27 protein-coding genes are annotated in these 26,478 nt (G+C 72.0%); 10 read left to right on the forward strand and 17 right to left on the reverse strand.

Features of this window, described 5'->3' with window-relative positions; genetic code table 11:
• Positions 1-2 precede the first annotated feature (2 nt).
• The 4 genes from IE096_RS11860 (at position 3) to IE096_RS11875 (ending at position 4,389) form a co-directional block, all read left to right on the forward strand.
• Positions 3-773, forward strand: a complete 771-nt coding sequence (locus IE096_RS11860; protein WP_189451389.1) for an ABC transporter permease — start codon at positions 3-5, stop codon at positions 771-773.
• A 269-nt stretch (positions 774-1,042) separates the two neighbouring features.
• Positions 1,043-1,927, forward strand: a complete 885-nt coding sequence (locus IE096_RS11865) for a hypothetical protein (RefSeq protein WP_229820113.1) — start codon at positions 1,043-1,045, stop codon at positions 1,925-1,927.
• A gap of 132 nt (positions 1,928-2,059) precedes the next feature.
• Complete coding sequence (locus tag IE096_RS11870) at positions 2,060-3,340, forward strand: ABC transporter ATP-binding protein (RefSeq protein ID WP_189451390.1); 1,281 nt, start codon at positions 2,060-2,062, stop codon at positions 3,338-3,340.
• The gene (locus IE096_RS11875) at positions 3,337-4,389 is read left to right on the forward strand and encodes an ABC transporter permease (RefSeq protein WP_189451391.1); all 1,053 of its coding nucleotides are present in this window, start codon (positions 3,337-3,339) and stop codon (positions 4,387-4,389) included. The genes IE096_RS11870 and IE096_RS11875 overlap by 4 nt, the downstream gene beginning before the upstream one ends.
• Positions 4,390-4,410: 21 nt before the next feature.
• Here IE096_RS11875 and IE096_RS11880 read toward each other — a convergent pair whose 3' ends face one another.
• Positions 4,411-4,743: an Rv1322 family protein gene (locus tag IE096_RS11880; RefSeq protein ID WP_189451392.1), complete on the reverse strand. Its 333-nt coding sequence runs from the start codon at positions 4,741-4,743 to the stop codon at positions 4,411-4,413.
• Between the two features lie 203 nt (positions 4,744-4,946).
• On the opposite strand from IE096_RS11880, the gene IE096_RS11885 reads away from it, so the two are divergent.
• On the forward strand, positions 4,947-5,984 hold the full coding sequence (locus IE096_RS11885; RefSeq protein WP_189451393.1) for an LLM class flavin-dependent oxidoreductase: 1,038 nt from the start codon (positions 4,947-4,949) through the stop codon (positions 5,982-5,984).
• A gap of 84 nt (positions 5,985-6,068) precedes the next feature.
• Here IE096_RS11885 and IE096_RS11890 read toward each other — a convergent pair whose 3' ends face one another.
• Positions 6,069-6,461: an SCO5389 family protein gene (locus tag IE096_RS11890; protein ID WP_189451394.1), complete on the reverse strand. Its 393-nt coding sequence runs from the start codon at positions 6,459-6,461 to the stop codon at positions 6,069-6,071.
• 209 nt (positions 6,462-6,670) lie between these two features.
• Here IE096_RS11890 and nucS point away from each other — a divergent pair, with 209 nt between their 5' ends.
• The gene (gene nucS / locus IE096_RS11895) at positions 6,671-7,342 is read left to right on the forward strand and encodes an endonuclease NucS (protein ID WP_189451395.1); all 672 of its coding nucleotides are present in this window, start codon (positions 6,671-6,673) and stop codon (positions 7,340-7,342) included.
• A gap of 80 nt (positions 7,343-7,422) precedes the next feature.
• Here the strand turns inward: nucS and IE096_RS11900 are convergent, their stop codons facing one another.
• The 4 genes from IE096_RS11900 to IE096_RS11915 form a co-directional block, all read right to left on the reverse strand.
• Entirely contained in the window at positions 7,423-10,068 is a 2,646-nt protein-coding gene (locus IE096_RS11900) for an ATP-binding protein (RefSeq protein ID WP_189451396.1), read from the reverse strand.
• Positions 10,069-10,293: 225 nt separating this feature from the next.
• Positions 10,294-10,662: an STAS domain-containing protein gene (locus IE096_RS11905; RefSeq protein WP_229820114.1), complete on the reverse strand. Its 369-nt coding sequence runs from the start codon at positions 10,660-10,662 to the stop codon at positions 10,294-10,296.
• A 140-nt stretch (positions 10,663-10,802) separates the two neighbouring features.
• On the reverse strand, positions 10,803-11,651 hold the full coding sequence (locus tag IE096_RS11910) for a 3-hydroxyacyl-CoA dehydrogenase family protein (protein WP_189451397.1): 849 nt from the start codon (positions 11,649-11,651) through the stop codon (positions 10,803-10,805).
• 192 nt (positions 11,652-11,843) lie between these two features.
• Entirely contained in the window at positions 11,844-12,497 is a 654-nt protein-coding gene (locus IE096_RS11915; protein ID WP_189451398.1) for a TetR/AcrR family transcriptional regulator, read from the reverse strand.
• A 96-nt stretch (positions 12,498-12,593) separates the two neighbouring features.
• Here IE096_RS11915 and IE096_RS11920 point away from each other — a divergent pair, with 96 nt between their 5' ends.
• From IE096_RS11920 to IE096_RS11930, 3 genes are read left to right on the forward strand one after another with little or no spacing between them, the layout of a single operon-like run.
• The gene (locus tag IE096_RS11920) at positions 12,594-13,394 is read left to right on the forward strand and encodes an ABC transporter ATP-binding protein (protein ID WP_189451399.1); all 801 of its coding nucleotides are present in this window, start codon (positions 12,594-12,596) and stop codon (positions 13,392-13,394) included.
• A 20-nt stretch (positions 13,395-13,414) separates the two neighbouring features.
• Positions 13,415-14,170 carry an ABC transporter permease gene (locus IE096_RS11925; protein ID WP_189451400.1) on the forward strand — a complete coding sequence of 252 codons (756 nt, stop codon included), beginning with the start codon at positions 13,415-13,417 and terminating at the stop codon, positions 14,168-14,170.
• A 13-nt stretch (positions 14,171-14,183) separates the two neighbouring features.
• Positions 14,184-14,756, forward strand: coding sequence for a cob(I)yrinic acid a,c-diamide adenosyltransferase (locus IE096_RS11930; protein WP_189451401.1), 573 nt, complete (start codon positions 14,184-14,186; stop codon positions 14,754-14,756).
• 102 nt (positions 14,757-14,858) lie between these two features.
• On the opposite strand, the gene IE096_RS11935 is transcribed toward IE096_RS11930, so the two are convergent.
• The 3 genes from IE096_RS11935 to IE096_RS11945 all read right to left on the reverse strand — a co-directional run bounded on the left by IE096_RS11935 (position 14,859) and on the right by IE096_RS11945 (position 18,894).
• Positions 14,859-16,853: a glycoside hydrolase family 18 chitinase gene (locus tag IE096_RS11935; RefSeq protein WP_189451402.1), complete on the reverse strand. Its 1,995-nt coding sequence runs from the start codon at positions 16,851-16,853 to the stop codon at positions 14,859-14,861.
• 149 nt (positions 16,854-17,002) lie between these two features.
• Complete coding sequence (locus IE096_RS11940; protein ID WP_229820115.1) at positions 17,003-17,698, reverse strand: response regulator; 696 nt, start codon at positions 17,696-17,698, stop codon at positions 17,003-17,005.
• Entirely contained in the window at positions 17,695-18,894 is a 1,200-nt protein-coding gene (locus IE096_RS11945; RefSeq protein ID WP_189451403.1) for a sensor histidine kinase, read from the reverse strand. Before IE096_RS11945 ends, IE096_RS11940 begins: the two co-directional genes overlap by 4 nt.
• Before the next feature lie 159 nt (positions 18,895-19,053).
• Between IE096_RS11945 and IE096_RS11950 the strand changes: the two genes are divergently transcribed.
• The gene (locus tag IE096_RS11950) at positions 19,054-19,599 is read left to right on the forward strand and encodes a hypothetical protein (protein ID WP_189451404.1); all 546 of its coding nucleotides are present in this window, start codon (positions 19,054-19,056) and stop codon (positions 19,597-19,599) included.
• Position 19,600: 1 nt separating this feature from the next.
• Here the strand turns inward: IE096_RS11950 and IE096_RS11955 are convergent, their stop codons facing one another.
• From IE096_RS11955 to atpE, 8 genes are all read right to left on the reverse strand, one after another.
• Positions 19,601-20,050: a DUF2550 domain-containing protein gene (locus IE096_RS11955; protein WP_189451405.1), complete on the reverse strand. Its 450-nt coding sequence runs from the start codon at positions 20,048-20,050 to the stop codon at positions 19,601-19,603.
• 123 nt (positions 20,051-20,173) lie between these two features.
• Entirely contained in the window at positions 20,174-20,548 is a 375-nt protein-coding gene (locus IE096_RS11960; RefSeq protein ID WP_126916091.1) for a F0F1 ATP synthase subunit epsilon, read from the reverse strand.
• 130 nt (positions 20,549-20,678) lie between these two features.
• Positions 20,679-22,121: a F0F1 ATP synthase subunit beta gene (gene atpD / locus IE096_RS11965; protein ID WP_189451406.1), complete on the reverse strand. Its 1,443-nt coding sequence runs from the start codon at positions 22,119-22,121 to the stop codon at positions 20,679-20,681.
• Complete coding sequence (locus IE096_RS11970) at positions 22,122-23,042, reverse strand: F0F1 ATP synthase subunit gamma (protein ID WP_189451407.1); 921 nt, start codon at positions 23,040-23,042, stop codon at positions 22,122-22,124.
• 2 nt (positions 23,043-23,044) lie between these two features.
• The gene (atpA, locus tag IE096_RS11975) at positions 23,045-24,616 is read right to left on the reverse strand and encodes a F0F1 ATP synthase subunit alpha (protein ID WP_189451408.1); all 1,572 of its coding nucleotides are present in this window, start codon (positions 24,614-24,616) and stop codon (positions 23,045-23,047) included.
• Positions 24,617-24,761: 145 nt separating this feature from the next.
• Positions 24,762-25,577 carry a F0F1 ATP synthase subunit delta gene (locus tag IE096_RS11980; RefSeq protein WP_189451409.1) on the reverse strand — a complete coding sequence of 272 codons (816 nt, stop codon included), beginning with the start codon at positions 25,575-25,577 and terminating at the stop codon, positions 24,762-24,764.
• Positions 25,574-26,137, reverse strand: coding sequence for a F0F1 ATP synthase subunit B (locus IE096_RS11985; RefSeq protein WP_189451410.1), 564 nt, complete (start codon positions 26,135-26,137; stop codon positions 25,574-25,576). The genes IE096_RS11980 and IE096_RS11985 overlap by 4 nt, the downstream gene beginning before the upstream one ends.
• A 40-nt stretch (positions 26,138-26,177) precedes the next feature.
• A complete protein-coding gene (gene atpE / locus IE096_RS11990) occupies positions 26,178-26,420 on the reverse strand; it encodes an ATP synthase F0 subunit C (protein ID WP_030280712.1) in 243 nt (80 codons plus the stop codon).
• Positions 26,421-26,478: the final 58 nt, after the last annotated feature.

The following is a 26,478-nucleotide window of genomic DNA, read 5'->3' on the forward strand; positions in this document are numbered from 1 at the left end:
CCATGGCCGTGGTGACGCAGGCCCTCCGGTCGGAATGGACGAAGATCAGATCCGTCCGGTCCACGGTGTGGACGCTCGGCCTCGCGATCGTGGTGACGGTCGCCCTCGGCGCGTTGATCAGCGCGCTCACCAAGAAGGACTTCGGCAATCTGCCGCCCAGAGACAAGATCGCTTTCGATCCGACGTTCATCAGCTTCGCCGGGATGGGCCTCGGTCAGCTCGCATTGATCGTTTTCGGGGTACTCGTGGTGGCGAATGAATACAGCACGGGAATGATCCGCACCTCGCTCGCCGCCGTTCCCCAGCGGGGCACGTTTCTCTTCAGCAAGATCACCATTGCGGCGCTGCTCGCATTCGTGGTCGGCATGGTCACGAGCTTCGCTGCGTTCTTCGTCGGCCAGGCGATGCTCGGCGACTACGGTGCCACGCTGGCCGATCCCGGAGTACCGCGCGCGGTGATCGGCGGCGGCCTCTATATGACGCTGATCGCCGTCTTCTCGATGGGCGTCGCGACGATGCTGCGCAGCCCGATGCTCTCGCTGGGCATCCTCATGCCGTTCTTCTTCCTGATCTCCGCGATCCTCGGCAATGTCTCGGCGACGAAGAAGGTCGGCCAGTACCTGCCGGACCAGGCCGGGCAGAAGGTGATGCAGGTGGTCACGGTGGGCAGCGACACGCCGTACGGGCCCTGGGGCGGCTTCGCGATCATGGTGTTGTGGGTGGTCGCGGCACTGATCGGCGGCTACGCGGTGCTGAGCCGGCGCGACGCGTAGTCCTCCGCCGGACGGGCACGTGGGGCTACGGCGGACGGGCACGTGGACCCGCGGCGCCGGGCCGGTGGGGGCCGGGCGCGTGAGGCGCCGGGCCCCTGCCGGGGGCTGGGACGGTTTCCGGCAGCGCTTTCCCGTACCGGGTCGGGGGCCGGGCGCGGATTCCGCCGGTTTCGGGGACGCACGGGACGGGGGAGCCTCTCCCCACCGCCGGGATGTTCTCCCGCCGGGGCGGGCCGGCGGACGCACGGGAACATGGAGGGCATCGGCCTATGACGCGGTGGACCCTGCGGGCCCTCGGGCTGGACGTCGTCCCCGCGCTGAGTCCGCTGACCTACCCCGGCCGTCCGGCCACCATCCCCGCCCTGCTCACCGGGCCGGAGCTGCTGCCGCTCACGCCCGGACCCGTGCCGCTGGGCGACTGGCGCCCGGGCGGCCCGTCCGGAGCGGAGGGGCCGGGCGGGCCGGAGGGGCCGTCGCTCGACCGTTTCATGGCCGCGCTCGGCCGGCCGCCCGCCGACCGCCGCCACCCGGTGCTGGCCGTCGGCTCCAACGCCTCCCCCGCCCAGCTGGCCCACAAGTTCGCCGTCGGCGGCCTGTCCGCCGTGGTGCCGCTGGTGCCGGTGCGGGTGGGCGGCGTCGCCGTCGGCTGCTCGGGGCACATCGGGCGGCACGGCTATGTGGCCGCCGCGCCCTACGCCGCCCCCGGGGCCCGGACCACGCTGGTCGCCGGCTGGCTGGACGGCCACCAGCTGGCGGCCGTCGACGCCACGGAGTTCAACTACCGGCGGGTCCTGCTGCCCGGCGACCGCTTCCCCGTGACCCTGCCGTCCGGGGAGCGGCTGCGGGGCGCGTATCTGTACGTCAGCAAATGGGGCGTCCTCACCGGCCCGCCCGGCGGCGGGCCGCCCCGGCCCGGCGGCGGCGACCAGGGCGCGCTGCTCGCCACGCTGCTCGCGGGCTCGGCCCGGCTCCGCGCGCTGCTGGGGCCCGGCCCCCGCGACTGGGTCGAGCGCGCGGCGGCGGACCCGGAACGTGGGAAGGAGGGCACCCGGATCCTCGCCGAGGAGGGCTGGGTGGAGCGGACGGTGGGCCTCCCGGCGTACGACCCCGCGGCACCGGGCGCCCTCACCTACGGCGACCTGCGCCCGCTGTAACGCCCGGCACACCGGGAACCGTCAACGTCTCGTCTATCCTCCTAACCTTTACGAGGGCTTTGCGCTTGTACAAAGTCGAACGAACCGAAGCACGCACGAACCGAAGCACGTCGAAGCGCCGAGGGGCGAAGAATGATCGAGGCAGTCGGCCTGACAAAGCGCTACGGCGCCAAGACGGCCGTGCACAACCTGACGTTCCAGGTGCGGCCGGGCGCCGTCACCGGGTTCCTCGGGCCCAACGGCTCCGGCAAGTCGACGACCATGCGCATGATCCTCGGCCTGGACCGGCCGACCGCCGGGCACGTCACGATCGCCGGGCACCCCTTCCACGAGCTGCCGAACGCCCCGCGACAGGTCGGCGCCCTCCTCGACGCGAAGGCCGTGCACGGCGGCCGCAGCGCCCGCCACCACCTGCTGTCCCTCGCCCAGCTCGCGGGCATCCCGGCCCGCCGCGTGGACGAGGTCCTCGGCGTCGTCGGCCTCCAGGACGTGGCGCGGAAGCGGTCCGGCGGCTTCTCCCTCGGCATGGGGCAGCGCCTCGGCATCGCCGCCGCGCTGCTCGGCGACCCGCAGGTACTGCTCTTCGACGAGCCGGTGAACGGCCTCGACCCGGAGGGCATCCTCTGGGTCCGCAACCTCATGAAGCGGCTGGCGGCGGAGGGCCGCACGGTCTTCGTCTCCTCGCACCTGATGAGCGAGATGGCGCTGACGGCCGACCACCTGATCGTCATCGGGCGCGGGCAGCTCATGGCGGACATGAGCGTCAAGGACTTCATCGCCGCGAACTCCGCCGACTTCGCGCGCGTCCGCACGCCCGACGACGACCGGGAGGCCCGCGACAGGCTGAAGGACGCGCTGGTCGCGGCGGGGGCGCAGGTCCTGCCGGAGCCGGACGGCGCCCTGCGCGTGACCGGTCTGCCGCTCCCCCGCGTCAGCGACGTCGCGCACGGCGCGGACGTCCGCCTCTGGGAGCTCTCCCCGCACCAGGCCTCCCTGGAGGAGGCGTACATGCGGATGACGCAGGGCGCGGTCGACTACCGCTCGACGGCGGACCAGCGCTCGGGCTTCCAGGCGCCGCAGCCACAGCCGCAGCCGCCCGCGCAGCGGCTCCACGAGGGCTGGGCGGAACAGGCCTACCCGGTCCTCCCGGGCGAACGCCCCAACCGGTACGCGACCCCGCCTGCGGCGAGCACGGCGGCCCCGGGCGCGACGCCGCCTGCGGCGAGCGAACCGGTCCTGGGCGCCGGGCAGGCCGTACCGGCCGTGCCGCCGACGCACGGGCCCACGGCCCCGGACCCGGCGGCCGGCACCACGCCGGCCCCCGCCACGGGCGCGCCGGCGGCTCCCGGCACCGGGCAGCCCGTACCGGCCCCCGCCGACCTGATCAAGCGCGACAGCGAGGACGCCCGATGAGCACCCCCCAGTCCCAGCCCACGCCCGCGCATTCCCAGACGCAGCCGCCGAACCAGCCCGCACCCGCCCAGGGCCTGCCCGCCCCGGGCAGCCCCGCGCCACAGGCCGCCGGCTCCGGCCCCGGGATCACCGGCCCCGCCCCGGCGGGGCACGGCGCGGCCGTTCCGGCCCGGCCCGTCCCCCAGCGCACCCCGCAGGGGCCTCCGCAGGGGGCCGCGCCCTGGCCCGGCCAGGCGCCCCTCGGGGGCTACGTGTCGCCGATCCCGATCCGGAAGGCCACCCTCGCCGACGCCGTCGCCGCCGAGTGGACGAAGATCCGGTCGATCCGGTCGACGGTGTGGACGCTCGGGTCCATGGTGCTGCTCATCGTGGGGATAGGGCTGCTCGCCGCCTTCGTCGTCAGCGCGACGGACTCCACGGGGGCCACGCAGACCGAGCGGGTGCCCGTCCTCATCCTCGGCATCTACGGCACGATGCTCTCCCTCATCTGCGTCATCACGCTCGGCGTGCTCACCATGTCGTCCGAGTACGGCACGGGCCTGATCCGCACCACGCTGACCGCCTGCCCGGACCGGGCGCGGGTGCTCACGGCCAAGGCGATCGTGTTCTTCCTGCTCACGTTCGTGACCACCACGGTCGCGACGACGCTGGTGGCCGTGGCCACCGAGGGGATCGCCGGCCGTCTCGGCGCCGTGCCGACCGCCGGGCAGTGGCTGAAGGCCACGGTCGGGGTGAGCGTGTTCATGTCGCTGGTCGGTGTGCTCGCGCTCGCCGTCGGCGCGATGCTGCGCCACTCCGCGGGGGCGATCGCCGTGATGCTCGCCGTGGTGATGATGCCGCTGGTGCTGGCGATGTTCCTGGGGGTGTCGGATCTGACCGAGCTGCGGTCGTGGCTGCTGCTCTACTCGATCCCCAACCAGCTGGGCGTCTTCTACGACGTCTCGGCCGGCGAGGGGCCGAGCGGCTGGGACCCGCTGTGGATCATGACGCTGGTGACCGGGGCCGCCCTCGGCGGCGCCTACCTCTCGCTGGCCAAGCGGGACGCGTAGCCCTCGGTACCGCGGTAGCCCTCAGTACCGCGGCGCGTTACGAGACCGCTGGAGCCGCGCGCTCCGGCGGTCTCTCGCGTTCCAGCACGCCTTGTGCCAGTGCCGCCGGTCGTCGACGCCGGCGCCGAAGCGCGGCCAGGCGACCAGGTGCGGCACCCCGGGCGGGATCTCCTGGTCGCAGCCCGGGCAGCGGTAGTGCTTGGCGGCCGCGCCGCCGCCGACGGCGCGGACCGCCCACTCCTCGCCCTGCCAGTTCTCCGTGCTCTCCAGCCCGTACCGCATGCCGCTCTCGTCGCGCGGGATCGGGCTCTGGCTGGCGGCGCCGCCTCGCGGGCGGTTTCGGCGCGGGGACACAGGGCACCTCGGCAGGTCGTGGGCTACGGGTCGTGACCAGCGTACGCGCCATGGTCACCGGCCCGGCCCGGAGTACCCCCGGCTCTATGGCGCTTGTGCTCCGATCATCATGAAAACTTCACGCGCAGCCGTACCTTCGGCACGTGTCAGCCGTTATTGCCACCAGGGGGATACCGCGTCGGTCGCTAGGAGGTACAAGAGCGATGCGCGTAGGAACGTTTGTCCTCGCCGCCCAGTTCCCGGGCCAGGGGCACGGCGAGGCGCTGTACCGGGCGGTCCGCTCGGCCGAGGTCGCCGAGGAGGCGGGGCTGGACGCGGTCTGGCTGGCGGAACACCACTTCGTGCCGTACGGGGTGTGCCCGTCGGCGGTCACCCTGGCCGCCCTGCTGCTCGGCCGCACCCGCTCGATCAAGGTCGGCACGGCCGTGAGCGTGCTGCCCACCACCCACCCCGTGGCGCTGGGCGAGCAGGCGGCGCTGCTCCACCTCACCTCGGGCGGCCGGTTCGTGCTGGGCGTCGGCCGAGGCGGCCCGTGGGTCGACCTGGAGGTGTTCAACTCAGGCCTGGGGGCGTACGAAGAGGGGTTCCCGGAATCGCTCGAATTGCTGATGCGGTGGCTGCGGGAGCCCCGGGTCGGCTCGACCGGGGAGCGGTTCTCCTTCCGTGAGGTCCCGGTCGTACCGCGCCCCGACGAACTCCTGGACACGGACGGGGACTCCACCGGTCCGGGGGTGATCGTCGCCTGCACCTCGCCCGCGAGCGTCCGGCTGGCGGCCGGGCACGGGCTGCCGATGCTGCTCGGGATGCACAGCACGGACGAGGAGAAGGCGGAGATGGTGACCCTGTGGCGCAAGTGCGCGCGGGAGGCGGGGCGTTCCCCGGAGGAGATCGCGGCGGCCGCTCATGTGGCGGCGGGCGTCGTCCAGGTCGGGGACCGGCGGGAGGAGGCGGCGGAGACGCTGCTGAAGGCGATGCCGGGCTGGTTCCACCACGGGCTCTCCGCGCATGTGACGGTCGACGGGCGGCAGCGCCGGATGCGGGACCCGCTGGCGTACACGGAACTGCTCTGCGCACTGCATCCGGTGGGCCCGCCCCGGCTGTGCGCCGACCGGCTGTCGGCCACGGCCGAGCGTACGGGCATCCGCCGCTTCGCGCTCCTGGCCGAGGGCTCCGGGGATCTCGCCGGCACCGAGGAGAACCTCCGCAGGCTGGGCTCGGACGTGCTGCCTCTGCTCGGCTGAGCCGCTCGCGGGGCCGCCCCGCCGGAGCTGCCGCTCCCCCTTCGTTCGCACCTCCCCGCGCCCGGAGCGGCAGCACGGAACGCGTCAGCAGTCGCGGAGCTCCGGAGACTGGTTCAGCAGCTGGCCCCTGATCGAGGTGAAGCGGGCCAGGCGCTCGTCCGCCGCGGGGCCCACCGGGAAGACCGCCACCCGGTGGCAGTTCTGGAACGCCAGGCGCACCCCGAAGTGGCGCTGCAGCGCACCGCGGATCGCGTCACTCGCCAGCGCGCGCAGCAGCTGGCCGCGCGCCTGCTCGTCCGGCGGGGGCGTACGGTTGTCGGCGAACTCGCCGCCTTCGGCCGAGAGCCGGTCCACCAGGGCGCTGATCATGTCCCACGCGTAGGGCAGGGACGTCCGGACGCAGTCGACGAACGCTGCTTCGTCGACCTCGCCTCGCTCGGCCTGCTCCAGGAGGGCCGGTGAGACGTCGAGCGACATGGGTTCTCCTCTCGCGACCCCCCGCGCGGGGGATCTCAGGGATGGGCGAGCGGACGACGACGCCCCGTGCCCGTACGGCGACCGCCCGGTTCAACGGTAATCCGGCCACTGCGGCCCCACCAGGAGAACACCGACAACTGGCCGAAGCCGTAGGGCCCCTTCCAGGGCGAATCGCGTGAAGTGGCGGGAGTCGAGTAGCGTGGCTCACCATGCGTCTCGTCATCGCCCGTTGCTCCGTGGACTACGCGGGCCGGCTCACCGCCCATCTGCCCTCCGCCCCCCGTCTGATCCTGGTCAAGGCGGACGGGAGCGTCAGCATCCACGCGGACGACCGGGCCTACAAGCCCCTGAACTGGATGTCGCCGCCGTGCACGATTAAGGAAGGCGTTCAAGAGGGCGTCAATGTGTGGACGGTGATCAACAAGGCGGGCGAGAAGCTCATCATCACCATGGAGGAGATCCTCCACGACTCCTCGCACGAGCTGGGCGTCGACCCGGGCCTGATCAAGGACGGTGTCGAGGCGCACCTCCAGGAGCTGCTGGCGGACCGCATCGAGACGCTCGGCGAGGGCTACACGCTGATCCGCCGCGAGTACCCGACGGCGATCGGCCCCGTGGACATCCTTTGCCGGGACGCCGACGGCGGGACGGTGGCCGTCGAGCTCAAGCGGCGCGGCGAGATCGACGGTGTGGAACAGCTCACCCGCTATCTGGAGCTGCTCAACCGCGACCCGCACCTGGCGCCCGTGCGCGGCGTGTTCGCCGCCCAGGAGATCAAGCCCCAGGCGCGGGTGCTGGCCACGGACCGCGGCATCGGCTGCGTCGTGCTGGACTACGACGCCCTGCGCGGCATCGAGGACGACAAGCTGCGGCTGTTCTGATCACCGCTGATCACGCTTGCGGGCTTGCGTGCGGAAACGGCGGACGGCCGGGGTGAAGACCCCGGCCGTCCGCCGTTCCGCTATGCCACCGGCGTCCCGTCCGCCGGTTTGCCCGTGGTCGGCTTGCCGCCCGGGGCGGGGCCGCTCGCCGAGTTGGTGCCGCCGGCCGGCGGCGTCTTCGTCTGGTCGCCACCGCCCTGCGTCTTCGACGGGGTCGGGTCGGCCGACGGCGTCTTCGTCTGATCACCGCCGCCCTGCGTCTTCGACGGGGTCGGATCGACCGGCGGCGTCTTCGTCTGATCACCGCCGCCCGGGGTCTTCGACGGGGTGGGCGAGGTGTTGCCGCCCGGGGACTTCGACGGCGTGCCGGGCGAGGCGCCGGTCTCCGAGCCCGAGGACGGTGTGGCGGAGCCGGACGGGCCGGGCGAGGCCGACTCGTCGCCCCAATTGCCCTTCTTCTCCCCTCGCCCGCCGCGCCGGGCGGGCACCTGCGGCGCCCCCGGCTCCCCGGCCGCCGGCTCGTCGGCGCTCAGCCCGCCGTCGCCGTCCTGCTGGGAGGCCGACTGGCCGGGCTTGACTGGGCCGGAACGCGGGGCGTCGCCGCCGGAGGCGGCCCCGAGGGTGACGACGGTGCCGAGGACGGCGGCGAGCAGGGCGCCCGCGCCGGCCGCGAGGAGGTTGCGGCGGTTGCCGCCGGACATCAGCCTCTGCGCCCACGAGCCCTTGCCCGCGCCCGCCGGGCGCGGGCCGGCCGGCGCAGCCTGCCGGCCCGGCGCCCCGGCGGCGGGGGCGGCGGTGGCACCGCCCGGGAGCCTGTTGATGACCGCCGTGGTGTCGTCGGTGACCCTGGCCTTGGCGGGCGGCGCGGCCGACTGCTCGCTGCGCGCGTCCGGGACCTCCTCACCGGCGGACGTGCGCCCGTCCACGCCGGTGCGCGGCGGCGGCAGCGGCGGGACCGCGCCCACGGCGCGCGGCGGGGTGCTCCCGGGCAGCGCGCGGGCACCCAGGGCCAGCCCGGAGCGGTCGGCGACCAGCGCGAGCGCCCGGCGGCCGGCGACCGTGCCGCGCTTGTCCGCGAGGACGCCGCGCAGCCCGATGGATGCCTCCAGCCCGGCCCGGGCCCGGTCGAGATTGCCGGTGCACAGGGCCAGTACGCCCAACTCGTGGTGGAAATACGCTTCTTCGCCGACCTCGCCGGCGATCCGCGCCACCTCCTGGCCGTGGCGCAGGCAGCGCTCCCAGGCGCCCCAGCGCAGCGCCGCCGCGAACGCGGGCGCCGCCGTACGGGCCAGCAGCACGGCGGCGGCCCGGTGCCCGGAGTCCTCCTCGCCGGTCAGCGCGGCCAGGGCGGCGAGGATCGCCTCGGCCTCGACGGCGATCCGCTCGGGCGAGACGGACGGGTGCCCGGCCCACCAGGCGTAGTGCTGGGCGGCCGTGTGGGCCGTGGCGGCCGACTGACGGGCCCACTCCTCGCCGTATCCGGCGATCAACTGGTCGGCGACGCCGGTCGCCAGCCGGTAGTGCGCGGCGACGGGCGTGATGAGGCCGCAGGCCAGGAGCTCGCCGACGGCCGCGTCGGCGTGGGTGTCCCCCACGAGGGCGGGCAGGTGCGCCTGGTGGGGCACCTCGCCGCCGAGGGCGACCGCGAAGCGCAGGGTCTCCCGCGCGGCCTCGCCGAGCGCGGCGGCCAGCAGCGTGGCGGGGGCCGCGGCCTGGGCGAGGGTGGGCAGCGGGACGGTGCGCTTCTCCTCGCCCTCCCCGTCCTCGGCGGCGGGCCGCTCGCCGAAGGCGTCGAACGCCTCGGAGCCGGCCGTACCGGCCGTCACGCCCAGCCGCAGCAGCGCACCGGCCTGGACGAACCGCAGGGGCAGCCCCTCGGACTCGAACCACAGGTCGGCGGCCCAGTCGGCCTCCTCGTCCGTCAGCGGCCGGTCCACGGCGCGCTCCAGCAGCTCCAGGCAGCCGGTGCGGCCGAGTCCGCCGAGGAAGACCTCCTCGACGTGCGAGTCGGCCGAGGGGGCGGGGACGTCGGGCGTCGCGGAGAACAGGAAGGCGCACTCGGGCGTGGCGTCGAGGAGTTCGTCGAGCGCGACGCCGCCGAACTCCAGGTCGTCCAGGATGACGACGGCGCCGATGCCCTGCACGGCGGCCATCAGCCCGGCCCGGTCGGGCCGGTGCAGCGGGGCGTGGTAGACGGCGGCGAACAGCTCGTGGAGCAGATCGCCGGCGGTGCGGCGGTAGCCGCTGAGCCGGACGACGCCGTCGGGCGCGAGGTCCGCGCAGTCCTCGGCGACGGCGTCGAGCAGGACGCTGCGCCCGGAGCCGGCGGGGCCGGTGAGCCGCACGGACCGGCCGCGCGACAGCAGCCGGCCCAGTCTCTCCCGCTCCTCCTCGCGGTGCAGCAGGGGCAGCTCGGGTCCGGCCCGGCGGGCGGGCGGCGGGGGCGCGGCGGCGCGGCGCAGTTCGGCGCGCGCCTCGGGGCCGTGCCGCTCGGGGCGGGCGGGGAGGGAGCCGGGCGGGCAGGGCTCTATCTCGCTGCCGTCGACCGGATTGACGGTCAGGAGGTAGTCACCGGAGACGAGCTGGACGACGCGTACCGGGCCCTGGCCGCCGGGCGTGGTGTCCGCCCGTTCGGGTTCTCGGGGCGTGCGGCGCTTCCGCGGGCCGCCCGTGGAGGACTGCTCGTCGTCGTGGAATGCCTCGGATCCCCGGTTCGTCGGGTCCATGGTTCTGAAGCCCCCAAGATGCGTGGCGTGCCGTCGTGCTCTCCGGCCTGTCCGCACTCCTTCGACCTTCGGCCCGGTGCCCGCCGAAGCCGGCGGGAAACCGAACAGACCTCGCCACAGTATCTACGACGCGGATGGTGCCGCGTCGTCGTGGGACGTCACAGTCTCGTGAGGATCGGGGTACTCACGCCCCGGGGGGCTCGTCCGGCTCGCCCGGCGCCCCTGTCACCCGCCGCGCTGCGGGTGCTGACGGGTCACCGGCCGGGCCGCCGCGTGGGCGGCGCCGGCCGGGGCGGCCGCGTCCTCCTCGATGGCGAGGATGCGGTGGAGCCGGGTGGCGACCAGGACGCGCTGCATCCGGTCGGGCACGCCGCGCAGGACCAGCCGTCGGCCGGTGCGCCCGGCCCGGCGGTGGGCGCCCATGATGACGCCGAGTCCGGTCGCGTCCCAGGAGTCGAGCTCGGTGAGGTCCAGGACCAGGTCGCCGCGCCCGGCGTCGAGGGCGGAGTGCAGGACCGTACGGGCGTCCGCCGCGCTGCGGACGTCGAGGCGTCCCCCGACGACCAGTTCGGCGTGGTCGCCCCTGATGTGCATATGCGCTCCCCGAGTGGTGCGTGGTGTGGGTGGGTCCTGGTTCTAAAGAACTGACTGCCTCTCACACGACAAAGTTGCCGTCTGTAAGCGAACCGATACTTATTTCACCCCACAGGGTGAAGAGGGCTGGCCGTACGGGCTCAGTACTGGTAGAAGCCCTGGCCGCTCTTACGGCCGAGGTCGCCGGCGTCGACCATGCGGCGCATCAGCTCGGGCGAGGCGAACTTCTCGTCCCGGCACTCGGTGTAGATGTTCTCGGTCGCGTGCATCAGGATGTCCACGCCCGTCAGGTCCGCCGTGGCCAGCGGGCCCATCGCGTGGCCGAAGCCGAGCTTGCAGGCGATGTCGATGTCCTCGGCGCTGGCCACGCCCGACTCGTAGAGCTTGGTCGCCTCGACGACGAGGGCCGCGATCAGGCGGGTGGTGACGAAGCCGGCGACATCGCGGTTGACGACGATGCAGGTCTTGCCGATGCCCTCGGCGAACTCGCGGGTCTTCGCCAGCGTCTCGTCGCTGGTCTTGTGACCGCGCACCAGCTCGCACAGCTGCATCATCGGCACCGGGGAGAAGAAGTGGGCGCCGACGACGCGCTCGGGGCGCTTCGTGGCGGCCGCGATCTTGGTGATCGGGATGGCGGAGGTGTTGGAGGCGAGCACGGTGTCGTCCCGCACCAGGCCGTCCAGGGTGCGGAAGATGCCCTGCTTGGTCTCGATGTCCTCGAAGACCGCCTCCACGACGATGTCGGCGTCGGCGGCCGCGTCCATGTCGGTGGTGGGGGTGATCCGGGCCAGCGCCTGCTCGGCGGCCGCGGCCTCCAGCTTGCCCTTGGAGACGAACTTGTCGTACGAGGCCTTGATGCCGTCCGTCCCGCGCTTCAGGGCCTCGTCGGTGACGTCCCGCAGCACGACGTCCCACCCCGCCTGGGCGGAGACCTGGGCGATTCCCGAGCCCATCAGTCCGGCACCGATGACGGCGAGCTTCTTGGCCACGGCTGTCCCCTTACTCCCTGTGCATGAATCTGTTCATTTACGGCTCTCCGCCCGGACCTTAGCGTTCATGGGCGCGCCGTTGGGCGGTAAGAGATGCGCGTCACGTCCCGGATGACGGACATCACACTGAGACGGCCACCGGCCGGACCACACCCCCCAGTTGGGCCACTCGGACCCCGGGAGTCCCTTGGGTCACACGGCGGCGGGGCGGGTGCCGTACTCCAGGAGACGGTCGCTCAGCATCCCCTCGATCTCGTCGAGAACGACGAGCGCCGAGCGGGACGCCTCGGCGGCGGTGCGTCCCGCCACCAGCTCGCGCTGGATGTGCTCGACGACGTACGCCTGGATCCAGCCCAGCTGACCGGCCACCAGGGCGGGGAGCAGGGCGGATTCCTCCCCGGCCGCCGTCGCCTCCTCGGTGAGCACGTCGGCCACCAGGTCGGTGGCGCGCCGCCGCATGTCGAAGACCCGGGACCGGAGGGCCTGCGACTCCTCGATGACGCGCATGAACCGCTCGTACCCGTCGATGAGGCCCACGCGCGGCGAGACGGCCACGACCTCCGCGCGCAGGGCGCGCAGCACGGCCACGACCGGGGACTCGCCCGCGCGGCGGCCCCGGACGGCGGAGGCGAGCCACTCGACGGCGTCGTCCTCGCGGTCGAGGAAGAGGTCCTCTTTCGACCCGAAGTAGTTGTAAACGGTATTGACGGACACGTCCGCGGCCGAGGCGATGTCCGCGATCGTCACCGTGACGAAGCCGTGCTCCAGGAACAGGCCGGTCGCGATGTCCGAGATGTGCTGCCTGGTCTGCCGCTTCTTCCGCTCCCTGAGCCCTTCTCCCGTCATGTCCACATCGTAGCTTCGCTGAGTCCACTGAAAACTTGCGTCCACAGAAAACTTGGAGGCATTGCAAACTTTCAGCGGCTCTGCTTTTCTTGGGGCATGGACAGCTCCGACAGCTCCGAGAGCATCTGCGCGTCCGGGCTCGCCCGGACCTTCCCGAGCCCGCGCGGCCCCGTCGAGGCCGTGCGCGGCGTCGACCTGACCGTCCGGCGCGGCGAGATACTCGGCCTCCTCGGCCCCAACGGCGCGGGCAAGACGACGACCCTGCGCATGCTCACCACGCTCCTCGCCCCCAGCGGCGGCACCGCGACGGTCGCCGGCCACGACCTCGCCCGCGACCCCGAGGGCGTGCGCCGCCGCATCGGCTACGTCGCCCAGTCCGGCGGGGTCGACCCGGCCGTCTCCGTCCGCGAGGAGCTCGTCACCCAGGGGCGGCTCTACGGGCTGCGCAAGAACCGGGCCGAGGAGCGCGCCGAGGAGCTGGCGCGGGAGCTCGGTCTCACCGAGCTCCTGGAGCGGCCGTGCGCCGCGCTCTCCGGCGGGCAGCGGCGCCGGCTCGACATCGCCATGGCCCTCACCCACCGGCCCGAGGTGCTCTTCCTCGACGAGCCCACCACCGGCCTCGACCCCGGCAGCCGCGCGGACCTCTGGGACCTCGTGCGCCGCCTCCGCGCCGAATGGGGCACGACGGTCGTCCTCACCACCCACTACCTCGACGAGGTCGACGCGCTCGCCGACCGGCTGGTCGTCATCGACAAGGGCACGGTCGTCGCCGAGGGCACCCCCGCCGAGCTGAAGACCCGCCACGCCGGCTCCCCCGACGCCACGCTGGAGGACGCCTTCCACGCCATCACCGGGCGCGGCCCGGCCGCCCAGGACACCATCCCCGTAGCCGTCTAGCCCACCAGGAGCCAGGCCCCGTGCGCACCCTCCTCTCCGACACCGCCCTGGTCTTCGGCCGGTACGCCCGCCAGACCCTGCGCTCGAAGGCCGCCATGACCTTCGGCGCCCTGATGCCCGCGCTCTACCTCGTCCTCTACGGCCCGCTGCTCACCGACATGCCGCTCGGCGGTACGGGCTCCTCCTGGCAGGTCCTCGTCCCGGGGCTGCTGCTGCAACTCGCCCTGTTCGGCGCGGCCTTCGCGGGCATGAGCCTGATCATCGAAAAGCAGCACGGCATCGTCGACCGGATGCGGGTGACCCCGGTCAGCCGGCTCGCCCTGCTGCTGGGGCGCGTCCTGCGGGACGCCGCGCTGCTCACCGCGCAGGCCGGCGTGATCGTCCTCGTCGCCGTGGCCATGGGGCTGCGGGCGCCGCTGCCCGGCGTCCTGCTGGGCTTCGCCTTCACGGCGGCGCTGGCCCTCTCGCTGGCGGCCCTGTCCTACGCGCTGGCCATGAAGGCCGCCGCGCCCATGTCCTTCGCCCCGCTCGTCAACACGGTCACCATGCCGACCATGCTGCTCTCCGGTCTGCTGCTGCCCATGTCCCTCGCGCCCGGCTGGCTCGACGCCCTCTCCCATGTGATGCCGTTGCGCTATCTGGTGGACGCGGTCCGCGCCGCGTTCGTCGGCCACTACGCCGACCCGGCACTGGCCCGCGGCGCCCTGGCGGCCCTCATACTGATGGCCGTCTCGGTGGCGGCCGGCACGCGGTACTTCCGCAGGGCGGGTGCGTAGCTACGCTCGTCCTATGGTCCATCTGACGCGCATCTACACCCGCACCGGCGACGACGGCACGACCGCCCTCGGCGACATGAGCCGCACCGTCAAGACCGACACCCGCATCGCGGCCTACGCCGACGCCAACGAGGCGAACGCCGCGATCGGGGTGGCCATCGCGCTCGGGCAGCTCCCCGAGGAGATCGTGAAGGTCCTCGTCCGGGTGCAGAACGACCTCTTCGACGTGGGCGCGGATCTGGCGACCCCGGTGGTGGAGGACCCCAAGTACCCGCCGCTGCGGGTCGAGCAGACCTACATCGACCGGCTGGAGGCGGACTGCGACCACTTCCTGGAGCCGCTGGAGAAGCTGCGCAGCTTCATCCTCCCGGGAGGCACACCGGGCGCGGCGCTGCTCCACCAGGCGTGCACGGTGGCACGACGGGCGGAGCGGTCGACGTGGGCGGCGCTGGAGATGCACGGCGACACGATGAACCATCTGACGGCGACGTATCTGAACCGGCTGTCGGACCTGCTGTTCATCCTGGCGCGGTCGGCGAACCAGGAGGTCGGCGACATCCTGTGGGTACCGGGCGAGAACCGGTAGGCCCCCGGGCCCGCCCCGGCCCCCCCGGCGAGGGGGTGCCAGGGGCGGAGCCCCCTGGGAAACGGTGAAAGGGTGGGTCCGGGGGTCAGCCCGCCGCAGGCGCTACCTCAGCCCACTGTCCACGGCATTCATCAGCGTCCCGCTGTCCCCCGACATCTCCCAGATCATCACCCCACCCAGCTTCTTCCCCTTCAGCCACGCCGTCTTCTTCCCGATCGACCACGCGTCGTCGAACGTCCACCACTGCCCACCGTCCCCGGTGTACCCGTACGTCGCCACCGACGCCTCGTCGTGGTAGACGGTCAGATTCGGCACGGACGCCAGCAGGTTGTCGTAGCCGCGCGTCCCGGACTCCTCCGGGAACTGCCCCGGCGCCGCGCCCCCGGCGGCCTGCCACACCCCGTGCGCGCCGCCGTCCGCGACCTGCTGCCAGCCCCGGCCGTAGAAGGCCAGCCCCACGACGACCTTGCGGGGGTCGACGCCCGCGTCGAGGTAGGTCTGGACGGTCTTGTCCACGCTGAACTTCGTGCTGTACGGGTCCTTCGCGTCGGCGTACAGGTTCCCCTGGTGGCCGGTCCGGTTGGGCTCCCAGCTGTTGTCGCTGCCGGAGCCGTGGAAGTCGTAGCCCTGGACGTTGGCGAAGTCCATGTAGTCGAAGACGCTGGGCGTGCCGTCCTTGGTGGTGATGTCCCAGCCCGCGTCGATCTTCGCGGGGTCGGCCGGGGTGAAGGCGGTCAGCAGGTACTTCTTCCCCGTCGCCTGGCTCAGCGCGTCCAGCTGCTTGCGGAACTCCGCGAAGAGCAGCAGGTTGTCGGCCTTGTCGTCCTTGGAGACGTGGTTGCCGGCGTGGCCGTCCGAGCCCGGCCACTCCCAGTCGATGTCGAAGCCGTCGAAGATCCCGGCCGCCGTGCCGGGGCCGCCACGGCCGTTCGACACGGGCAGATCACCCTTGATGTACATGTCGATACAGGACTTGACGAACTTCTGCCGCGACGCGTCCGTCTTCGCGACGTCCGAGAAGTACTTGCTGTAGGTCCAGCCGCCGATGGAGATATTGATCTTCAGCTTGGGGTACTTGGCCTTGAGCTTCCTCAGCTGGTTGTAGTTGCCGGCCAGCTTCTGGTCCCAGGTGTCGCCCACGCCGTCGACGGACTCGCCCGCGCCGAAGCCCTTCTCGTAATCGGCCCAGGAGTCACCCGCGCCGTCGCCCTGGTTGGGGTCCTGGGGGCCGGGGGTGGTGGCCTTGGTGACGCCGTTGAGGCAGGTCAGATTGACGGGGTCGATGTTGGAGAAGGCGTAGTTGAGATGGGTGAGCTTCGCGGCGGCGCCCGTGGCGTCCAGGGACTTCACGGTGTAGCCGCGCCCGTAGATCCCCCACTGCACGAAGTAGCCGACCCTGGCGTAATCGCCGTCCGGCTGGGGGTCGCCGCCGCCCCCGCCCGTGGTCCGTACGGTCAGCGGGGCGCTGGCCGGGCCGGTGCGGTCGGCGGTGTCCCGGGCGACGACGGTGTAGGTGTACTGGGTGCCCGCGCTCAGCCCGGAGTCGGTGTACGCGAGCTTGGCGACCGTCGCGACCTTCGCGCCCGAGCGGTAGACGTCGTAGTTCTTGATGCCCTTGCCGCTCGTCGCGGCCGTCCACTTCAGCGCGACGCTGTTCGCGGTGACGGACGAGGCCGTCGGGGTGCCCGGCGCGCCCGGCGGTTCGTCGCCGGGTGAGGAGCCGTCACAGCCGCCGCCGTTGACCTTGCAGCCGGTGGGGCTGCCGTCGCCCGCGGCGACGAAGCCGAAGGTGACGCTCGCGCCGGGTGCGATCGTGCCGTTGTACTCGCGGTTCTTGCCGGTGAAGTGCGTTCCGGAGCTGCTGACCAGGGCGTCCCAGTAGGAGCCGACCGTCGTCGTGGCGGGGAAGTCCCACTCGACGGTCCAGGAGTCGATGCCGGTCGTGCCGGTGTTCTTGATGGTCCAGGCGCCCTGGAAGCCCGTCCCCCAGTCGGAGGTCTTGACGAATGTCGCCGTCGCGGAGGCGGCGGCATGGGCCGGGGCGGCCAGGCCGACGATCAGGCCGATGGGAAGCAGCAGGGCGGCGACGGCCGCCATGACGGCCCGTAAGCGGGGGCGTCTGTGGAGAGAGGGAAGGTGTGCGTGTCCCGGGATTCCTGTGATCAAGGCGTGCTCCTCGGGTGAGGGCCAGAACAGGGTGGGGGGTGCGCGTTGTGAGGGGAGCGTAAGAAGGTCCGTACCAATGGTCAAGAGGTCTGGACCAGACCCCATTCCCGGGCCAGTACGGCCGCCTGCACCCGGCTGCGCAGCTCCAGCTTCGCCAGCAGCCTGCTCACATGCGTCTTCACCGTCGCCTCGGCCATTCCCAGCCGCCCCGCGACCTCCGCGTTCGACAGCCCCTCCCCCAGGCACACCAGCACCTCCCGTTCCCGCCGGGTGAGCGTCTCCAGCGCGGCCGCGCCGTCCCCGGGCTCCGGGCGGACGGGCGCGGGGCGCGCGAACTCCGCGATGAGCCGGCGGGTGACGGCCGGTGAGATCAGCCCCTCGCCCCGGGCCACCGTCCGCACGGCCGCCACCAGGTCCGCCGCCTCGCTGTCCTTCAGCAGGAAGCCGGCCGCGCCCGCCCGCAGCGCGCCGAAGACGTACTCGTCGAGGTCGAAGGTGGTCAGCACCAGCACATCGGCGACCCCCTCGGCGGTGAGCAGCCGGGTGGCGGACACCCCGTCGAGCCTGGGCATCTGGATGTCCATCAGCACCACGTCGGGGCGCAGCTCCCGGGCGAGCCGCACGGCCTCCTCGCCGTCGGCCGCCTCCCCGACGACCTCGACGCCGGGCGCCGAGCGCAGGATGAGCACCAGCCCGGACCGCACCGCGGCCTGGTCCTCGGCGACGACGACCCGTACCGACCCCGTCACGCCCGTCATGTCCGTCACGCCCGTCATGACTTCTCCGACCTCTCCTCGTCCACGGGCAGCACCGCCCGGATCGTCCACGTCCCGTCCACCGGTCCCGCCTCGAACTCCCCGTTCAGCAGCGCGACGCGCTCCCGCATGCCGACGAGCCCGGCGCCCGCGCCCGGCGCCCTCGGCCCGGGACGGGTCCCGCCCAGGGGGCTCGTCACCCGGACGGTCAACGGACCGCCGCCGTCCCCCCGGTCCAGCTCCACCCGCACCTCGCCGGAGGCGGCGTGCTTCACGGCGTTCGTCAGCGACTCCTGGACGATCCGGTACGCCGCGAGCTCCACCGGGACGGGCAGCGCGCCCGCTCCCCGGCCGTCGCGCAGCACGAAGGAGAAACGGTCGTCCCGGACGCTGGTGCGGGCCCGTTCCAGCAGGGCGTCGAGGCCGTCGAGCCGAGGGGTGGGCGTGGGACCGTCCGCGCCGGCCGTCTCCCTCAGCAGGCCGATCAGCCGGCGCATCTCCGCCAGGCCCTGGACGCTGTTCTCCCGGATCACCCCGAGCGCCTCCCGGGAGGCCGTCGGCTCGTCGATCGAGAGCGCGGCCGAGGAGTGGATGGCGATGGCGGACAGATGGCCCGCGACCATGTCGTGGAGCTCCCGTGCCATCCGGGCCCGTTCGGCGGCCACGGCCTCGCGCCGGTCCAGCTCCGCCAGGAGCGCCGTCCGCTCCGCCGTCAGCCGGGCGGCCTCGGCGGCGTCGCGGTGCACCCGTACGCCCACCCCGGTCCAGGCGGGGGCGATGGTGAGGACGCCCAGCGCGATGCCGACCAGCAGCGCGGCGGGCTGGCGCATCACCGCCAGGGCCAGCAGCGTGCCGAGCACGGTGAGCACTTCGGTGGCCCGGGGGATGAACCGGTAGGCGGCGGGCGGGCCGTAGAGCACGGCCGCGTAGACGAGGTCGGTGAACATCCCGACGTTGGCGACGAGGCTGCCCGCGCAGACGTCCAGCGCCAGGGCGGCCGTCCCGACGCCCAGCCCCACCAGCGGCGCCCTGCGCCGCAGCAGCTCCGCCCCGGCCATCGCGACGAGGGCGAGCAGCGCGAACCGCCGCGGCACCGCCGGCAGGGCGGGGCTGCTGATCAGCCCCAGCGCGTACAGCAGGAGCCCGCCCAGCAGTCCGGTGACGGCGACGGCCACGTCGGCACGCTCGGGCGGACGGAACGGGAGGCTGCGGGGCATGGACCCATCTCAGCACGTCACCCGGGGTGCGGTCGTCCCCTGCCGAGCCCGGCCGACGGGCGCGCGCTACATCGAAGGATGCAGTCCCTTCTCCTCACACCGGGTGAAGAAACCGCAGGTCGTGGCCGTCAGGCTGGAGGTGAGAGAAGGGAGAGGACTGTGATCGTCACGCTGATCGTCGCCTGTGAGATCGGCTTCTGGATCCTGCTCGTGGCCGGGCTCAGCCTGCGCTACCTGGCCCGCATGCCGCGTACGGGGGTCGCGGTACTGCTGCTGGAGCCGGTGCTGGAGCTGGTGCTGCTGATCGCCACCGCGATCGATCTCAAGAACGGCGCGACCGCCGACTGGAAGCACGGGCTGGCCGCCGTCTACCTGGGATTCTCGGTGGGGCTCGGCCACTCCACGATCAAGTGGGTCGACCAGCGCTTCGCCCACCGCTTCGCGGGCGGGCCGCCGCCGGTGAAGCCGCCGAAGTACGGCAAGGAGCGCACGGTGCACGAGTGGAAGACCGCCGGCCGCTGGATCCTCGCGGCGGTCGTGGCGCTCGGCCTGCTGCAGTGCGCCGTCTGGTACGTACAGGGCTCGGGCGACATCAGTTCGCTGCGGAACTGGCAGTCGAAGATGCTGTGGGTCATCGGCATCAACCTGGTGATCGCCGTGAGCTACACGATCTGGCCCAAGCAGCCGGAGAAGTCAACGGACTGAGCTAGGCGACGTTGACTCTCTGCCCCGGAGGCGCCGCCTCCAGCCAGGCCAGGAATCCGGTCAGCGCGTCCTCGCTCATGGCCAGTTCCAGCCGCGTCCCCCGGTGGAGACAGAGGAGCACCACGGCGTCCGACAGGAGCGCCAGCTCCTCCTCGCCCTGGGGGGTGCGGCGCTCGACGACCTCGATGGAGTCCCGCTCCAGCATCCGGCGCGGCCGGGGTGCGTAGGAGAAGACGCGGAACCATTCGACGCGGTCGCCGTTGTAGCGGGCGACGCCGTAGACCCAGCCCTTGCCGGCGGGCTCCGGGTCGTGCTCCGGAACGTTCCAGCGCAGGCTGCAGTCGAAAGTGCCGCCGGAGCGCTGGATCAGCCGTCTCCGCAGCCCGAAGACGAAGAGCCCAACCAGCACCAGCAGGACGACGACGCCGCTCACGAGCAGAGCGAGGACCATCTCCACCGACCTCCTCGCATCATCTAGAGCAACCGCACCTGCGTTATGGCCTCAGCCGCGGACCGCCCTGGAGTTATTCCAGGCCGGCCCGCGGCTGAGGGTCGTACTCGAAGCGGATCGGGGCTAGTGAACGCCCGTGACCGCCTTCAGCCGGACATCGGCACGCCGCTCGGCGGCCGCGTCGGCCTCCGCCTTCGCCCGCTCCAGCGCCCGCTCGGCGCGCTCGACGTCGATCTCGTCGGCGAGCTCCGCGATCTCGGCGAGCAGCGAGAGCTTGTCGTCGGCGAAGGAGATGAAGCCACCGTGGACCGCGGCGACGACGACGCCGTCCTTGGTCTTGATGGTGACCGGGCCGGACTGCAGCACACCGAGCAGCGGCTGGTGGCCGGGCATGACGCCGATGTCACCCGACGGTGTACGCGCGATGACCAGAGTGGCCTCGCCGGACCAGACGCTTCGGTCCGCCGCGACCAGCTCGACGTGCAACTCAGCAGCCAACGTGGCTCCTCGGGTCTCCACCCGCCGGGTACGGCGGGTGTTGGGTCAAAGAATAGGGGACGTACGGTCCGGCGGCGGGAGTGCCCCGCCCCCGGACCGTCGATCGCGGGGGCTCCGAAGAGCCCTCGGATCAGGAGACGCCCAGCTCCTTGGCGTTCTTCTTGAGGTCCTCGAGACCACCGCACATGAAGAAGGCCTGCTCCGGGAAGTGGTCGAACTCACCGTCGCAGATCGCGTTGAACGCGGCGATGGACTCGTCCAGCGGAACGTCCGAACCGTCGACACCGGTGAACTGCTTCGCCGCGTGGGTGTTCTGCGACAGGAAGCGCTCGACGCGACGGGCGCGGTGGACGACCAGCTTGTCCTCTTCGCCCAGCTCGTCGATACCGAGGATCGCGATGATGTCCTGGAGGTCCTTGTACTTCTGGAGGATCCCCTTGACGCGGGAGGCCGCGGCGTAGTGGTCCGCCGAGATGTAGCGCGGGTCCAGGATGCGGGACGTCGAGTCCAGCGGGTCGACCGCCGGGTAGATGCCCTTCTCCGAGATCGGACGCGACAGAACGGTCGTGGCGTCCAGGTGGGCGAAGGTCGTCGCCGGGGCCGGGTCGGTCAGGTCGTCCGCGGGGACGTAGATCGCCTGCATCGAGGTGATCGAGTGACCACGGGTCGAGGTGATGCGCTCCTGGAGGAGGCCCATCTCGTCCGCGAGGTTCGGCTGGTAACCCACGGCGGACGGCATGCGGCCGAGCAGCGTGGAGACCTCGGAACCGGCCTGGGTGAAGCGGAAGATGTTGTCGATGAAGAACAGCACGTCCTGCTTCTGCACATCGCGGAAGTACTCCGCCATGGTCAGACCGGCCAGGGCGACGCGCAGACGGGTGCCCGGGGGCTCGTCCATCTGGCCGAAGACCAGCGCGGTCTTGTCCAGAACGCCGGAGTCCGCCATCTCGTGGATGAGGTCGTTGCCCTCACGGGTGCGCTCACCCACGCCGGCGAACACGGAAACACCCTCGTGCAGCTTCGCCACACGCATGATCATTTCCTGGATCAGAACGGTCTTGCCGACACCGGCGCCACCGAACAGACCGATCTTGCCGCCCTTGACGTACGGGGTCAGCAGGTCGACGACCTTCAGGCCGGTCTCGAACATCTCGGTCTTCGACTCGAGCTGGTCGAACGCCGGGGCCTTGCGGTGGATGGACCAGCGCTCGGTGACCTCGGACTCGGCCTCGGGGTCGTTCAGGATCTTGCCGAGGGTGTTGAACACCCGGCCCTTGGTGACGTCGCCGACGGGCACGGTGATGCCGTCGCCGGTGTCGGTCACCGGGGCCTGGCGGACCAGGCCGTCGGTGGGCTCCATGGCGATGGCGCGCACGACGCCCTCGCCCAGGTGCTGCGCGACCTCGAGCGTCAGGGTCTTCTTCTTGCCGGCCTCGGCCGGGTCGGAGACCTCGACGGTCAGGGCGTTGTAGATCTCCGGCATCGCGTCGACGGGGAACTCCACGTCGACGACCGGGCCGATGACCCGGGCGACGCGGCCCGTCGCGGCGGCCGTCTCAACAGTGGTGGTCATTTATCGGTCACTCCCCGCGGTCGCGTCGGCCAGAGCACTGGCGCCACCGACGATCTCGCTGATTTCCTGGGTGATGTCGGCCTGTCGGGCCGCGTTGGCAAGCCGCGTGAGCGACTTGATGAGCTCTTCGGCGTTGTCGGTCGCCGACTTCATCGCCCGGCGGCGGGCCGCGTGCTCGGAGGCGGCGGCCTGCAGCAGGGCGTTGTAGATCCGGGACTCGACGTACCGCGGCAGCAGTGCGTCGAGCACGGCCTCGTCCGAGGGCTCGAAGTCGAACAGCGGCAGGATCTTGTCCTTGGCCGTCTCCGACTCCTCCTCGGTGACCTCGAGGCTCAGCGGCAGCAGCCGCTTCTCGACCGGCGTCTGCGTCATCATCGACACGAATTCCGTGAAGACGATGTGCAGCTCGTCCACGCCGCCCTCGGCCGTGTCCCGCTGGACCGCCTCGATGAGCGGACCGGCGACACGCTTGGCGTCGGCGTAGGTCGGGCTGTCGGTGAAGCCCGTCCACGAATCGACGACCGGGAGCTCGCGGAAGCCGTAGTACGCGACGCCCTTGCGGCCGACGATGTACGTCTCGACGTCCTTGCCCTCGGCCTTGAGGCGGTCGGTCAGCTGCCCGGCGGCCTTGATCGCGTTGGACGAGTAGCCACCGGCCAGACCGCGGTCGCTCGTGACGAGCAGGACCGCGACCCGGGCCGGGTTCTCGACCTCGGTGGTCAGGGCGTGCTTGGTGTTGGAGCCGGTGGCAACCGCGGTCACTGCCCGGGTGAGCTCACTGGCGTACGGAGTGGACGCGGCCACCTGGCGCTGTGCCTTGACGATGCGCGAGGCGGCGATCATCTCCATCGCCTTGGTGATCTTCTTGGTCGCAGTGACGGACTTGATCCGTCGCTTGTAGACCCGGAGCTGGGCACCCATGCTCAGCCCTCGCCCAGCAGCTTGCCGTCCGAGGTCTCGAACTGCTGCTTGAAGGACGCGATCGCGTCGCCGACGGCCTGCAGGGTGTCGTCGGACATCTTGCCGCCCTCGCGGATCGAGGTCATCAGACCCTTGTTCTCGCGGTGGAGGTGGTCCAGCAGCTCGCGCTCGAAGCGACGGATGTCCTCGACCGGGACGTCGTCCATCTTGCCGGTGGTGCCGGCCCAGATGGAGACGACCTGGTCCTCGGTGGCGTACGGCGCGTACTGGCCCTGCTTCAGCAGCTCGACCATGCGCTTGCCGCGCTCCAGGGCGGCCTTGGAGGCCGCGTCCAGGTCGGAACCGAAGGCGGCGAACGCCTCCAGCTCACGGAACTGGGCGAGGTCCACACGGAGGCGGCCGGAGACCTGCTTCATGGCCTTGTGCTGGGCGGAGCCACCGACACGGGAGACCGAGATACCGACGTTCAGCGCGGGGCGCTGACCGGCGTTGAACAGGTCCGACTCCAGGAAGCACTGGCCGTCGGTGATGGAGATGACGTTGGTCGGGATGAACGCCGACACGTCGTTCGCCTTGGTCTCGACGATCGGCAGACCGGTCATCGAACCGGCGCCCATCTCGTCGGAGAGCTTGGCGCAGCGCTCCAGCAGACGCGAGTGGAGGTAGAAGACGTCACCCGGGTAGGCCTCACGGCCCGGCGGGCGGCGCAGCAGCAGGGAGACGGCACGGTAGGCGTCGGCCTGCTTCGACAGGTCGTCGAAGACGATCAGGACGTGCTTGCCCTGGTACATCCAGTGCTGGCCGATGGCCGAGCCGGTGTACGGCGCGAGGTACTTGAAGCCGGCCGGGTCGGACGCCGGAGCCGCGACGATCGTCGTGTACTCCAGGGCGCCGGCCTCCTCCAGGGCACCGCGCACGGACGCGATGGTGGAGCCCTTCTGGCCGATGGCGACGTAGATGCAGCGGACCTGCTTGTTCGGGTCGCCCGAACGCCAGTTGTCGCGCTGGTTGATGATCGTGTCGATGGCCAGCGCGGTCTTGCCGGTCTGGCGGTCACCGATGATCAGCTGACGCTGACCGCGGCCGACCGGGGTCATCGCGTCGACGGCCTTGTAGCCGGTCTCCATCGGCTCGTGGACCGACTTGCGGACCATGACGCCGGGGGCCTGCAGTTCGAGGGCGCGGCGGCCCTCGGTCGCGATCTCGCCGAGGCCGTCGATCGGGTTGCCCAGCGGGTCGACGACGCGGCCGAGGTAACCCTCGCCGACCGCGACGGAGAGCACCTCACCGGTGCGCTGCACCGGCTGGCCCTCCTCGATGCCGCTGAACTCGCCGAGGACGACCGCACCGATCTCGCGCTCCTCGAGGTTGAGGGCGAGACCGAGGGTGCCGTCCTCGAACCGCAGCAGCTCGTTCGCCATGGCCGAGGGAAGACCCTCGACCTTCGCGATGCCGTCGCCGGCAAGGCTGACCGTACCGACCTCCTCGCGCGAGGCCGCGTCCGGCTTGTACGCCTGGACAAAGTTCTCCAGTGCGTCCCGGATCTCCTCCGGCCGGATCGTGAGCTCCGCCATTTGGGTTCCCTGCTCTCCTTGTTGGGCCCGAAGTAATTCTGGGGGTCTGGGGACGTTCTCCCACAGCAGCCGCGCTGCTCTGGGCCCCCAGAGGACACCGTCGACCCAACTCGGGCCGTCAGTTTGCTCTTGAGTTGGTGGCTGGTCAGCCGGCCATGCGGCGGCTCGCGTCGGCGAGCCGGTCCGCGATGGTGCCGTTGATGACCTCGTCGCCGATCCGCACCTGGACACCACCGAGGACCTCGGGGTCGATGTCCAGGTTCAGGTGGACGCGTCGCCCGTACAGCTTGGCGAGCGCGTCACCGAGGCGCTGCTTCTGCTGGTCGGTCAGCGGCACCGCGGAGACGACCTCCGCGACCATCCGGTCACGGCGGTCGGCGGCCAGCTTGGAGAGGGCGTTGAGCCCGCCTTCCAGGCTACGGCCACGCGGCACGGTCACCAGACGGACGACCAGGCGCTCGGTGACCGGGTTGGCCCGGCCGCCCAGCAGCTCGCGCAGCAGGGTCGCCTTGGCGGCCTTGTCCGCGACCTTGTCGGTCAGTGCGGCGCGCAGATCCGGGTTCGACGCGACGATCCGGCCGAAGCGGAACAGCTCGTCCTCGACGTCGTCCAGGTCACCGGCGCGCTCGGCGGCGATGAGCTCGGCACCGCTGGCCAGCTCCTCGACCGCGTCCACCAGGTCGCGCGAGCGCGACCAGCGGGAGCGGACCATGCCGGCCACCAGGTCGGCGCACTCGCCGCCCACCTGGCCGCCCAGCAGGCGCCGGGCCAGCTCGGCCTTGGCCTCGCCGGTCTGCGCCGGGTCGGTGAGGACACGACGCAGCGAGACCTCGCGGTCGAGCAGCGCGGTGACGGCCGCCAGCTCGTCGGCGAGCTTGGCCGCGTCCACGGCGGTGTTGTCCGCCAGCGCGTCGAGGCGCTCCCGTGCGGAGGCCAGGGCCTCCCGGCTCGCAAGGCTCATCGGCGGGCCTCGGCCTTCGTCTCGTCGGCCGCCTTGGCCTCGAGCGAATCGAGGAAGCGGTCGATGGTGCGGCTCTGGCGCCCGGCGTCGGTGAGGGACTCGCCGACGACCCGGCCGGCCAGGTCGATGGCCAGCTGGCCGACGTCCTGGCGCAGCGCGGCGGCCGCGGACTTGCGGTCGGCCTCGACCTGGGCGTGGCCGGCGGCGATGATCTCCTCACGCTGCCGCTGACCCTCGGACCGCATCTCGGCGATCAGCGCGACGCCCTGCTCCTGCGCCTCCTGGCGCAGACGCGCGGCCTCGTGGCGGGCGTCGGCGAGCTGGGCCCGGTAGTCCTCGAGAACCTGCTGAGCCTCGGCCTGGGCGGCCTCGGCCTTCTCCATGCCGCCCTCGATGGCCGCCCGGCGCTCCTCCAGAACCTTGTTGATGTTCGGGAGGAGCTTCTTGCCGAGGAACCCGAAGACGATGAGGAAGGCGATCAGGCCGATGATGAGCTCTGGCATCGGCGGGAGGAGAGGGTTCTCCATCTCCTCGGACGCCAGCTGCGTCAGGGCGTACACATCAGTGCCTTTCGTCGAAAAGGGGTTGTCGCGGGTCGGTTTACTTGAACACGAAGCCCATGACGATGCCGATCAGGGCGAGCGCCTCACAGAAGGCGAAACCCATGATCTGGTTGGTGCGGATCAGGCCGGCCGCCTCGGGCTGACGGGCCAGGGCCTGGGTGCCGTTACCGAAGATGATGCCGACGCCGACGCCCGGGCCGATGGCGGCCAGGCCGTAGCCGATCGCGCTGGCGCTGCCGGTGAAGGCGTCGGCGGAGGCGAGGGTCTGGAGAGCGGACATGCCGGTTCTTCCTTCTCTTTCACGGACCGGTGGGGGTTGGCCACCGGACGTCTGTGTG

Origin of the sequence: Streptomyces abikoensis (assembly GCF_014648775.1) — a bacterium.
Classification (GTDB): Bacteria; Actinomycetota; Actinomycetes; order Streptomycetales; family Streptomycetaceae; genus Streptomyces; species Streptomyces abikoensis.

What these genes read in the sequence shown, in the direction of transcription:
- IE096_RS11860 (WP_189451389.1), top strand. Translation starts at nt 3, where the DNA reads ATGGCCGTGGTGACGCAGGCCCTCCGGTCGGAATGGACGAAGATCAGA.
- IE096_RS11865 (WP_229820113.1), top strand. Translation starts at nt 1,043, where the DNA reads ATGACGCGGTGGACCCTGCGGGCCCTCGGGCTGGACGTCGTCCCCGCG.
- IE096_RS11870 (WP_189451390.1), top strand. Translation starts at nt 2,060, where the DNA reads ATGATCGAGGCAGTCGGCCTGACAAAGCGCTACGGCGCCAAGACGGCC.
- IE096_RS11875 (WP_189451391.1), top strand. Translation starts at nt 3,337, where the DNA reads ATGAGCACCCCCCAGTCCCAGCCCACGCCCGCGCATTCCCAGACGCAG.
- IE096_RS11885 (WP_189451393.1), top strand. Translation starts at nt 4,947, where the DNA reads ATGCGCGTAGGAACGTTTGTCCTCGCCGCCCAGTTCCCGGGCCAGGGG.
- IE096_RS11890 (WP_189451394.1), bottom strand. Translation starts at nt 6,461, where the DNA reads ATGTCGCTCGACGTCTCACCGGCCCTCCTGGAGCAGGCCGAGCGAGGC.
- nucS (WP_189451395.1), top strand. Translation starts at nt 6,671, where the DNA reads ATGCGTCTCGTCATCGCCCGTTGCTCCGTGGACTACGCGGGCCGGCTC.
- IE096_RS11900 (WP_189451396.1), bottom strand. Translation starts at nt 10,068, where the DNA reads ATGGACCCGACGAACCGGGGATCCGAGGCATTCCACGACGACGAGCAG.
- IE096_RS11905 (WP_229820114.1), bottom strand. Translation starts at nt 10,662, where the DNA reads ATGCACATCAGGGGCGACCACGCCGAACTGGTCGTCGGGGGACGCCTC.
- IE096_RS11915 (WP_189451398.1), bottom strand. Translation starts at nt 12,497, where the DNA reads ATGACGGGAGAAGGGCTCAGGGAGCGGAAGAAGCGGCAGACCAGGCAG.
- IE096_RS11920 (WP_189451399.1), top strand. Translation starts at nt 12,594, where the DNA reads ATGGACAGCTCCGACAGCTCCGAGAGCATCTGCGCGTCCGGGCTCGCC.
- IE096_RS11930 (WP_189451401.1), top strand. Translation starts at nt 14,184, where the DNA reads ATGGTCCATCTGACGCGCATCTACACCCGCACCGGCGACGACGGCACG.
- IE096_RS11935 (WP_189451402.1), bottom strand. Translation starts at nt 16,853, where the DNA reads ATGGCGGCCGTCGCCGCCCTGCTGCTTCCCATCGGCCTGATCGTCGGC.
- IE096_RS11940 (WP_229820115.1), bottom strand. Translation starts at nt 17,698, where the DNA reads ATGACGGGCGTGACGGACATGACGGGCGTGACGGGGTCGGTACGGGTC.
- IE096_RS11945 (WP_189451403.1), bottom strand. Translation starts at nt 18,894, where the DNA reads ATGCCCCGCAGCCTCCCGTTCCGTCCGCCCGAGCGTGCCGACGTGGCC.
- IE096_RS11955 (WP_189451405.1), bottom strand. Translation starts at nt 20,050, where the DNA reads ATGGTCCTCGCTCTGCTCGTGAGCGGCGTCGTCGTCCTGCTGGTGCTG.
- atpD (WP_189451406.1), bottom strand. Translation starts at nt 22,121, where the DNA reads ATGACCACCACTGTTGAGACGGCCGCCGCGACGGGCCGCGTCGCCCGG.
- IE096_RS11970 (WP_189451407.1), bottom strand. Translation starts at nt 23,042, where the DNA reads ATGGGTGCCCAGCTCCGGGTCTACAAGCGACGGATCAAGTCCGTCACT.
- atpA (WP_189451408.1), bottom strand. Translation starts at nt 24,616, where the DNA reads ATGGCGGAGCTCACGATCCGGCCGGAGGAGATCCGGGACGCACTGGAG.
- IE096_RS11980 (WP_189451409.1), bottom strand. Translation starts at nt 25,577, where the DNA reads ATGAGCCTTGCGAGCCGGGAGGCCCTGGCCTCCGCACGGGAGCGCCTC.
- atpE (WP_030280712.1), bottom strand. Translation starts at nt 26,420, where the DNA reads ATGTCCGCTCTCCAGACCCTCGCCTCCGCCGACGCCTTCACCGGCAGC.